The sequence below is a fragment of the Microvirga tunisiensis genome, assembly GCF_009296175.1.
Taxonomy (GTDB): Bacteria; Pseudomonadota; Alphaproteobacteria; order Rhizobiales; family Beijerinckiaceae; genus Microvirga; species Microvirga tunisiensis.
Genome location: NZ_VOSK01000233.1, coordinates 1 through 10,133, shown reverse-complemented (window position 1 = coordinate 10,133; position 10,133 = coordinate 1). Strand labels below are relative to the sequence as shown.

At 57.8% G+C, this 10,133-nt stretch carries 10 protein-coding genes and 1 pseudogene; 2 read left to right on the top strand and 9 right to left on the bottom strand.

The genetic code is table 11. The features are described 5' to 3' along the window. Positions 1-125: 125 nt before the first annotated feature. Positions 126-758 (top strand): annotated as a pseudogene (locus FS320_RS31350) (oxidoreductase); the annotation flags it as partial. Between the two features lie 39 nt (positions 759-797). Here FS320_RS31350 and FS320_RS31345 read toward each other — a convergent pair. From FS320_RS31345 to FS320_RS31315, 7 genes are all read right to left on the bottom strand, one after another. After that, complete coding sequence (locus FS320_RS31345) at positions 798-1,601, bottom strand: hypothetical protein (RefSeq protein WP_152716338.1); 804 nt, start codon at positions 1,599-1,601, stop codon at positions 798-800. A 149-nt stretch (positions 1,602-1,750) separates the two neighbouring features. Continuing rightward, entirely contained in the window at positions 1,751-2,290 is a 540-nt protein-coding gene (locus FS320_RS31340; protein WP_202882915.1) for an ureidoglycolate lyase, read from the bottom strand. Positions 2,291-2,738: 448 nt separating this feature from the next. Next, on the bottom strand, positions 2,739-3,455 hold the full coding sequence (locus tag FS320_RS31335; protein ID WP_202882914.1) for an ABC transporter ATP-binding protein: 717 nt from the start codon (positions 3,453-3,455) through the stop codon (positions 2,739-2,741). Beyond that, on the bottom strand, positions 3,455-4,171 hold the full coding sequence (locus FS320_RS31330) for an ABC transporter ATP-binding protein (RefSeq protein WP_152716334.1): 717 nt from the start codon (positions 4,169-4,171) through the stop codon (positions 3,455-3,457). Before FS320_RS31330 ends, FS320_RS31335 begins: the two co-directional genes overlap by 1 nt. Further along, positions 4,149-5,102 (bottom strand): branched-chain amino acid ABC transporter permease, encoded by a 954-nt coding sequence (locus FS320_RS31325; protein WP_152716332.1) that lies wholly within the window; start codon positions 5,100-5,102, stop codon positions 4,149-4,151. Before FS320_RS31325 ends, FS320_RS31330 begins: the two co-directional genes overlap by 23 nt. Continuing rightward, the gene (locus tag FS320_RS31320; protein ID WP_152716330.1) at positions 5,099-5,983 is read right to left on the bottom strand and encodes a branched-chain amino acid ABC transporter permease; all 885 of its coding nucleotides are present in this window, start codon (positions 5,981-5,983) and stop codon (positions 5,099-5,101) included. Before FS320_RS31320 ends, FS320_RS31325 begins: the two co-directional genes overlap by 4 nt. 121 nt (positions 5,984-6,104) lie before the next feature. Further along, a complete protein-coding gene (locus FS320_RS31315) occupies positions 6,105-7,295 on the bottom strand; it encodes an ABC transporter substrate-binding protein (protein WP_152716328.1) in 1,191 nt (396 codons plus the stop codon). Between the two features lie 226 nt (positions 7,296-7,521). Here FS320_RS31315 and FS320_RS31310 point away from each other — a divergent pair, with 226 nt between their 5' ends. Then, positions 7,522-8,913 (top strand): amidase, encoded by a 1,392-nt coding sequence (locus tag FS320_RS31310; protein ID WP_152716326.1) that lies wholly within the window; start codon positions 7,522-7,524, stop codon positions 8,911-8,913. A gap of 111 nt (positions 8,914-9,024) precedes the next feature. On the opposite strand, the gene FS320_RS31305 is transcribed toward FS320_RS31310, so the two are convergent. Then, a complete protein-coding gene (locus FS320_RS31305; RefSeq protein ID WP_152716323.1) occupies positions 9,025-9,489 on the bottom strand; it encodes a hypothetical protein in 465 nt (154 codons plus the stop codon). A gap of 140 nt (positions 9,490-9,629) precedes the next feature. Further along, positions 9,630-9,965, bottom strand: coding sequence for a DUF6626 family protein (locus tag FS320_RS50985; RefSeq protein WP_420846802.1), 336 nt, complete (start codon positions 9,963-9,965; stop codon positions 9,630-9,632). Positions 9,966-10,133 lie beyond the last annotated feature (168 nt).

The following is a 10,133-nucleotide window of genomic DNA, read 5'->3' as shown; positions in this document are numbered from 1 at the left end:
CAGGCGAACAATGTTGGTAGTCTCGGTCATGACGTATCGCTCTCCTGAAGAGGTTCTGGCAGGCTCGACACCCGCCTCGATACGTCGCCTTTCTCAAACCGTCATCACCCACATTCCGGCATAGGTCTGCCGCACGCCGGGCAGCGAGACTTGGCTTCGACGCCATCGAGATCCATGGAGCCCACGGCTACCTGCTCCACCAGTTCCTCTCCCCTATCGCGAACAAACGCCAGGACGAATACGGCGGCAGCCTCGAAAACCGGATGCGTTTCCCACTTGAAGTCTTTGATGCTGTCCGTGACACTTTTCCCGCAGACCGGCCGGTCTGGGTACGGGTTTCCGCGACTGATTGGGTTCCCAACGGCTGGGATATCGAGGGAACAATCGCCTTTGCGAAGGCTCTTCAGAGCCGAGGCTGCGCCGCCATCCACGTGTCCACCGGAGGGGTTTCTCCAGCACAGGCAATCACACTCGGACCAGGTTATCAGGTACCCTATGCACAGCGAGTAAAGGCTGAGGTCGGTTTACCAACAATTGCCGTTGGGCTGATCACTGAACCTGAACAAGCAGAGGCCATCATCGGGAACGAGGAAGCAGACATGATCTCGCTCGGACGCGCCATGTTGTACAATCCGCGCTGGCCCTGGCATGCCGCCGCCAAGCTCGGCGCCCAGGTCAATGCACCCAAACAGTACTGGCGCTCTCAGCCCCGCGAGCAGAAGGACCTCTTCAAGAACACTCAATACGGACAGCGGTGAACAGCTTTCGAGCAGCCTGGTGAACGAAAGCCGGGATGATCAAATCCCGGCTCTCTCCCTCAAGCGCCAGCGCCGTAGCGCAATCAACGAAGCGTTCCACCCGATGCTCACCGCCAAGGCCAAGATCAGCGCGACGGCGGCTCCCAGGCGCACGGCGCATAAATGCAGCAGGCTCAGCGCCCCTACGAATCCGAGCATACCGGGCACTCCGTTGGCAACCACGGATGCCGCTGCCACGCCGCCTACACGGGGCTGCAAAATCAAAGCTACGCTGATGAGGACGACAGGAGCCAAGGCAGCTGCGGCAGCAATCGAGGAACCAAGTGTCCTCCCTGCTACGAGCGTTACGCCGACAACAGTCATGACTAAGGCGGCACGGAAAGGAACGTCCCATACACGCTTCTTTGAAGCAATCGGCACAGCGGCAGTGGAGAACTTCCGCGCGAGCGGTATGGCGAGAGCATATACCGCTATGTTCAGTGCAAGAGCACTCCCAAGAGACCATTGCCCTCTAAGAATGATTGCTATGGCGATGGCCCAGACCCCCAATGCAGAGCCGACGCTCGCCAGAACTCCAAACCGTTGGGCGGCAGCAGCATAGACAATCATGTAGACGACCGTCGCTGCAGAGACCGGTAGGCCGATCAAGGCACTGGCTGCGATAAAAGCAGACCCATGATCAACCGCTAGAAACGCATAGGCCGGCCCAGCCGAAATCGGCAGGGTCACAATCATGGCACCTAAGAACGGACCGCTTCGCTCTACCACCAGCGATGCCCCAACAACGATCGCCGCGCTGGTCAGCATCTTCATCACAAGAAGCGCCCAGAAAGAGAAGTCCAAGATTTATAACCTTCAAAAATAAATTGCCGTGAAGACGTCTCATGTGGTCGAAGCACCAAGGTTCATGTGATAATCATGCTTTCCTGTTCTGGCATTCAACTGAATTCTACTGGTCGTTTACGGCTGTGCTCCCGGTCCGCTTGCGTATCTCACCTAGTCATGTGTATCTGCTGTATGTTTCTGAGACTGGTCTCCCGCGCCGGATGAGCATTGGCAAGGTGACCGATAAGATCAACCGTTGTCGATCGGCGGGTTAACATCAGGCATGTGGCTTCCGGCCCAATGGTTCGGGTCGCATGCCAAACGCCGGGATGCATGCAAATTCCGACCCCAGGAGACAAGTGAAAGGCCCGGACAGTGGCGAGATCCGGAGCCCCCTCCCCGTCACTCAAGGCTACGACTTGAATAATTTCCCCGATCAGCGGTACGACCGCTTGCTGGGTCAGATGATGAACCTCTAGGCGATCGATTGCCTGACTCGTATCATTATAGGTCACCCAAAGGATCTCTACTTCCCCATCCGGTCCTGGATCGAACAAATGCTCCTGCCAGAAGGCAGTCGCAGTGTTCCGATAGGCTGTGGCACCGGCTTCTGGTGGATATGGCTTACCGAGCGTCCAACCGAATGGTGCAACGGCAATCGAGTCGGGACACTGAATGCTCACCGCATTATTGATTGGCATGCCCATTCCTTTCCCTTCTACGTGCCCGGCAGATCTGACGACGTACATAACAGGTTTATAGTCGGCTTGGCATGTGAGGATACTTCCATAACGGCACATGAAGGAGTCGAACTTACATGCCATTTTTGGGGCTGTCACAATCCTGTAGAGCCAATGCCCCCTCCTGGTAGAAACATGACAATCCCCCAATCCAGAGAACTTCAGCTCTCGCACTCGCACCAGACTTTAAGCAGAGAAACCTGTGACTGGCTCCCGTAGGATACAACCCGGCTAAGGAGCGTCGAGAAGCTCCTGAGAAGCTCTTGGACAGCCCAATTAGGAAAAGTGGCCCCTCAGTGCAGCGGATGCTGCCAAACACCCCCTTTCGCGTCGTAGAAACGTGCCGGCAGACATCGGCCGTGCCATCGTCCGAAAGTTTGCGTCCGTGATTGCCTTAAGGCTCATCAGTGAAAGCCTAAAGGCCAAGATAAGCCTTACGGATCATCGGGTGCCCTTGTAACTCCTCTGACGGGCCATCGAGCACCTGCTTGCCATTCTCGAGCACGTAAACCCGGTGGCTGACAGCGAGGACCTGCTTCACATTCTGCTCCACCAGCAGGATGGGAAGACCAGTCTCGGCGACCCGCCTGATAGCTGCCATCACTTCTTTGACAAAAAGCGGCGACAGACCGAGACTTGGCTCGTCCATGATGAGCATCTTGGGTCCGAGCATAAGAGCGCGCGCGATAGCCACCATCTGCTGCTGTCCACCGGATAACTGACCAGCCATCGCGTTGGTGTAGCGAATTAGGTCGGGGAATAGAGTTTCGACCTTCGCCATGTTCTCGTCCCGGGCTGCCTTTGCTTCCGGCAAATAGGCCCCCAGCATCAGATTTTCCCGCACGGTCATGTTTGGGAACAACTGACGACCCATTGCTACATGGGCCAATCCCTTACGAGCCATCTGATGAGGCCGTGCTCCCTTGATCTCTTCGCCATCGAATAGGATGCGTCCGCTCCACGGAGCAATCATGCCTGAGATCGCCCTAAGGATCGTCGATTTGCCGCTCCCGTTTCCTCCAACGAGGCCGACCAGTTCGCCACGGTTCACATGAAGAGATGCACCGAACACCACCTTCAGCGCGCCGTAGCCAAGGTCGACATTATCAACCTGCAGAATTGCCTGCTCCATCAGTCGGTTCCCAGATACGCTTCGATCACGCGCTCATTGCTCGTTACCTGATGCGGGGTGCCTTCCGCGATCTTCTCACCGCTGGCGAGCACGATAACATGATCGGATAGTTCGATGATCGCCTCCATGATGTGCTCGACCATCAGAACAGCGAGACCCTGCGCGCTTAACGATCTCACGAAAGTGATCATCTCTCGTAATGCAGGGGGATTTAGACCTGCCATGATCTCGTCGAGAAAGATCACTTTCGGCTTTACAGCGAGCGCCTTCGCCAGCTCCAGACGCCGTCTGCGCGCAAGGTTGAGATCCAGTGCTGGCTGGTGAGCGCGATCCGCCAACCCTACCTGCTCGAGGACACTCATGGCGAGGCGCTCCGCCTCACTCCGCCGTCTGACCGTCAGGAACGCAGCAATGAGTACATTCTCCAGGACTGTCAGTTCCTCGAAAGGCCGTTCAGTCTGGAAAGTCCGGCCGAAGCCCAAACGGGTCCGCTTAAATGCTGGTAACGCCGTGATATCCTTGTCGAGCAAGGTAATCTTGCCGGAATGCATGGGCGCAAAGCCCGTCACGGCATTGAACAGGGTAGTCTTACCGGCGCCATTCGGACCGATCAGCCCAAGAATCTTACCGGAGCCGAGGGATAGGGACACGTTGTTGACGGCCGTGACCCCGCCGAATTTGACGGTGATGCCGTCAGCCCTGAGCACGTTTGGCATAGAGCCTCCGAATCCGTCTACGGGCCAACTCCCCGACGATGCCGCGGGGCACGAAAAGAACGACTACGAGGATTAGGATCCCGTAGATCAGCATGTTCGCCTCGGCGAATGTAGTGCGGAACATCTCTCCAGCTCCAATCAATACGAGTGCGCCAACAGCGGGTCCCCAGATCGTCCCGCGCCCACCGATGATGGCTGTGAGGGCGATCTGCACGGACAGGAGAAGGGCAAAGATGACGTGCGGCTCGATGAAAGCCAGTACAATCCCGTATATTCCGCCGCCGATCGAGGTGAGCGCAGCGGACAGCATGAACGCTTTTAGCTTTGTCGCCGTCGGATCAATGCCCGCTGCCATCGCCGAGTCCTCGTCTTCACGAACAGCCCGTAGCTGATAGCCGAACCGGGCTCGAGAGATCACGATGACGGTAGCAATCACCACGGCCGCGAAGGCGAGCGCCATATAGAATTGGGCGGTTCTAGAGAAGAGATCGATGCCAAACGGCTCAGGGAGGGTTGCAATGAACACGCCCGTAGCGCCTCCGCTTAACCACTCCTCGTTGATGGCGATCAACCGGAGGATCTCCGCAACCGCGATCGTGGAGAGCGAAAAGTAGGGGCCGCGTAGGCTGAACGTCAGCCACCCCCAGAAATAGCCGAGGATCGCCGCAAAAGCGGCGGCCATGGCCATGGTCCACCATGGCGCAAGTCCGAACTGGCTCTGGCCGATGGCGACAAAATAGGCTCCGAGGCCCACGAACGATGCATGGCCAAGGCTCACCTGGCCGTTCCATCCACCGAGCAGGTCCAAGGATGTGGCCCAGCCAGCGAACAGCAGGACAGAGATCGCAATCGTCAGATTGTTAGGGAAGATGGCCGGGTAGGCTATGCCGACAGCGAGCAGCACGCCCAGCCCAATGAGATGCTTTGTCATACGCGCTTCACCGTCCGTCCGAACAGGCCCTCTGGCCGGAAGAGCAGGATCAGCAGGAACGCAATCAATCCATAAGCTTCGCGGTACTCGGACATGAAGTAAGAGGCACCCAGAACCTCAACCACACCCAGCAGAATGCCTCCAGCAATCGCCGCACCGACGTTCCCCAACCCACCGAGGACCGTCACGACGAAGGCTTTCAGGGTGAACACGGCCCCCGTGTTGGTCGGAGTTGCGAACAGGAGCGGGATGAGCGTGACACCTGCCATGACCGCCAGCATCACGCCGAGACCAAAGACGATGCTATGGATCCGCCGCGTGTCGATGCCAACGAGCTCAGCGCCAAGCCGGTTTTCCGCAGTGCCACGGATAGCACGGCCAACTTCGGTCCTGTTGAGCAGCACATAAAGCGCCGCGATCATGATGACCGTGGCGATCCCAGCAAGGAGCAGGACCATAGAGACGTTCACCCCGGCGATTGAGAAGGTCGATGAGGCATACGACACCTGCACCGAGCGTGGCTCGCCACCAAAGGTGAGCAGGATCGCGTTGCCGATGATCAACGAGATTCCGAGCGTCGCCAGAAGTGCTGACTCTGGCGGTGCATCGATAACACGTGAGAGGATGAAGCGCTCAACAATGACCCCAGCAAAGAAGCCGATCGGCATCGCAAGAAGCAGCGACAGATATGGATCCCATCCGAGCAGAGCGTTGAAAAGGACAGCACTGTACATGCCGAGCACGACGAAATCACCGTGTGCGAAGTTAATCGTGCGCATGACCCCGAACACAAGGGTCAAGCCAATTCCAATGAGGGCATAGACGCCCCCGATCAGAACGCCGTTGGCGATGTTCTGTAGAAAAATATCGAACCCGGCCATTCTTGTTCCCGATTGCTGTCACGCGTTCATCCACCACAAGAACATGCGTGGCGGTGAGCGAGCCTGTCATGTGATTGCAGCTCTGGTTGGAGCCGGCGGATGTGCCGCCGGCTCCTTTATATTAGCGGGTCGACCATTCCGGCGTGGGGTGCTGCGCCTGCTTCGCAGCGAGATCATCCGGGAATACCGTGACGTGTTTGCCGTCCTGGATCTGCAGGATAAGGCTTCGGATCGGGTTCTGACCCTGGAAGCCGTCAGCACTCTTGAAGTTCACTGTCGTCACGGGCGTCGTGATGTCGGTGGCAGCCAGCGCCTCGCGCACAGAGTCACGCGACTTGGGGTCGGCACGACGCAGCGCATCGGCCGCGACCATCAGCGCGAGATAACCCTCTGCCTCATAGAACGAGGGTTCACCGCCGGCCTTAGCCTTTAGGCGCTCATAGAGCTCCTGAGCACCGGGATACTTCACGTCCTGGCTCCAGCTTACGGCTGTTGCAACATGGTCAGCCGATTTTCCGACTTGCTGGACAAAGCTCGGAAGAGCCGCAGATGTATCGATGGCGATGACCTTGGCATTGAGGCCAACCTCACGCATCTGCCGGGTGATCGCGACACCATCCTCTGCATAGGACACAATATAGAGGATGTCCGGGTTGGCACCGCGGAAGCGGTTGAGGATCGGCCGAAAATCAGTGACGCCCTGATCATAGGATTGGTCACCAACGACCTTGTACCCACGCTCCGTGGCGAGACGCTTGCCTTCCTTCGCCAGTGAGGTCGGCCATGCACCGTTACCGTACAGCATGGCGACCGTCTCAAGAGGCACATCTTTCTTTGTATTCTTGAGATGGTCGAAATAATCGAAGTAGGCCTTCCCGACGATCGTCGAATTGTGCTTGGCACGGAACACCCACGGCGAACCCGGCTTCGTGATGCTGTCGTCGGCGCTGCCCAGAACGATCATCGGAACCTTCTGGCGCGTCAGGAACTGAGCAAGTGGTCCTGTAATCGAGGAGGCGTAGGAGCCGATGACAAGCGGAACGCCTTTGCTGGCAAAGCTCTCAGCTTCGGCAAGCGCGCTCTTCGCTTCGGACCGGTCATCCTGGATCGTTAGGGTGAGCTGCTGACCTTTGATACCTCCGTTCGCGTTGATCTCGTCAAGTGCAACCTGAAGGCCTGTGCGATACCGTTCACCAAATGCTGCAAAATTCCCCGAGAGGCTGTTGATAACGCCTACCTCAACCTGCGCCTGAGCCGGGGCGCCGGCGATGGACAGAGTAGCTGCCAAGGCAGCGGCGATAGCGATCTTCATTTGTTTCCTCACCTTTTTATTGGCTTCACTAGGAAGTCTTTTGCTGCGAGAAAGAAACCCTTCTGCAGCGAGTGAAGCCTAGTGCGCGTGTTCGAGCACTGCCAAACACTTTTTTCTCGACAGAGCTCAGCTGGATATTATCCTCACCGGCGAAATGACATCTGTCATGGTTCGCATACCTGCGCTGCGGAAAGCGGCCATGTTCTAATATTACGAGGGACGCTGAATGGTCGTGTTGGAGGATGATCCACTTGGTCAGGGAGGGCTCGCTGATTTCGCCCGACGGTTTCGAGCCGGCGAGATATCATCCAAGGACGCGACGCGGGCTTATCTCTCCCGCATCGAAGTGCTCGACCCGAGGCTCGGCGCATTCCAGCACGTTGCCGCCGAGCAGGCGCTTGAGACCGCCCGCGCAATCGACGCGCTCTATTCGGCTGGTACGGATCTTGGTCCGCTGATGGGTGTACCCGTCGCCGTGAAGGATCTGTTCGTCGTCGAAGGTATGCCCACGACAGCGGGCACCAAAATGAACATCGCCGATCTTGCGGGCCCAGAAGGTCCCTTAGTCAAGAGTTTGCGTCAGGCAGGATGCGTTATTCTTGGCAAGACAAAGACCGTCGAGTTCGCCCTCGGCATTACCGGGGTATCCAGTGCCCAGGGAACACCTATCAATCCATGGGACGCACAAACTCCGCGCCTGCCTGGAGGCTCAAGTTCCGGCTCAGGCGTCGCAGTCGCGGCCGGTTTGTGCGCCTTCGCCATTGGTTCGGATACGGGCGGTTCAGTCCGCGTACCCGCCGCGTTCAATGGAATATTCGGGCTCAAGACGACACCCGGTTTCTTCTCGACCGATGGGGCGTTCCCCCTAGCCCCTCATTTGGATACGCCTGGCCTGCTAACGCGCAGTGCCCGAGACGCGGCGATTGCTGTAGCTGCGCTCACAGGCGAACCGGAAGCACGCCCTCTTCCTGTTGAGGCGCTCCGGCTTGGCATTCCTCAGGAGTACTTTTTCGACAACCTCGATCCGGTTGTCGAAGCGCAAATCAAGGGCGCGATGGAAGCCTTGTCGGCTGCAGGGTGCCGGTTGAGGCCTGTTTCTGTTCCCGAGGCGAGCGAACGCGAGCGCTATTTCCCCGCTGTTCTCCCGGCTTGTCTTATTGCGACCCTTGGCCGAGATCGCTTCCTTGCCGGTCGCGACCAGATGGATCCGATTGTCGCGAAACGCGCAACCTCTGGCCTTGATGTGACAGCAGCAGATTATCTCACTCTTGAGGCACAGCGAACCAAGTCCCGCCAGAGCGTATCCGAGAAGTTCTCAGGGTTCGACGGTTGGGTCACTCCGACGACCGCAACGCCTCCACCTTCCGTGGCAGACCTGGATGACGAACAGAAGGCCCTTGACCTCGCTCTGGGCATGACCCGCAACACTCAGCCCGCAAATTATTTCGCATGTCCCGCAGTGAGCATCCCTCTGCCGCAGAAGCCTGGGAATCTCCCAATAGGGCTGCAGATCATTTGCCCTGAAGGGGCTGATGTGCAGGCACTGTCGGTTGCACTGGCGATTGAGGAAGTGCTCGGCACGCCAGAGACTCCAGACTTGGCCACCTTCCTGAGCTGACCAAGTGCAGGACTGCTAGAGGACACACTCTTGAGTTTATCAATCCCTCCATGGGGACTGATACCCAGACTCAAGCTCCCTTCCTGAAGCCGAGAGCTCACCTGTCTAATTTCAGGTGGCCTTTGGCTTTGCACTGCGGTTCAGAAGTCGCCCCCGCTCAGCAGCTGCAGTAGCAATGGCCGAGTCCAGCTCGCCAGCACGCACGGCCTCGATGAGGCTGTCGATCAGCATCGGGAGCTTAGGGAGGGAGCCAACCTCAATGGCCGTCTTGCCTTTCGCAATCTCAAGCGGCCGACCGCCATAGTGCATGATGAAATGGGTCGTGCGGCTTCCGTCCTCAAACCAGCCTTTGCGCACGCGTCGTGGAATTTCGACCCGCACCCGAGCCCCCTCCCCGTTCGTACGCATGACAAAGTGCTTGGGTGAGTCGAAGACCGTCCCTGCAATCGTGGACTCGGCAAGCTGCTTTTGAAGCGCAAGGTTCTCAACGAGCTTCTCTCGACCGCGCTCAACCGGCGTCTTGGCTTGCGCGGTGGGCTTTGCATCTGACAGCTTCAGCGACTTCAAAACCGACATGTTCTCTCCCTCTCCATCGCCCTACCTGGGCTCTGATGTCCGAGAGGATACTGTCGCTGTTACTATGTTTCAACCGAAGATTGCCGCGAGCCGCAGGCTTTTTACCCTAAGAACGCCCTGCCCAGGCGTCCGGCGGTTAATCAAGCCGCCCTTGAACGGGCCCGTGAACGAGGCAAGGACGTAATGCTCTGGATGCGCGCTAAGTCAAACAGCTGGTGCGAGATAGAGCGCAGACACTCACCATCGAACTGCGTCATTGGACATGAGGATTGCTCCCACTGATCCGCGAGCATGCCGGTCCGTGTTGCCAGAGCAAGATAAACCTTTACTGAGGGCTGAAACCCCGTTGCGAGCACCACACTGTAGTAGCGCGCACTACGCCCGCACCATCTGCGGCTAAAATCATTCTGTCCGCTGCAAATCCCAAGGCATGCGGTTAAGAGCCAATATACGTCGTGAATGGAATTGATTTTCATGCTCAGCCTCCCTTAGCGCTAGAGCGCGTTGACATTCAGGCTTTCGACGGACTCGCAAATCTGATTCAAGCTCCTTTTGGGCGCGGAGGCTTGGGTGAGCGGAGTTCGTCTGATGTTGAAAGATCACCAGTGGGATCGGATGGAGCCGCATTTGCCGGGCAAACGCAT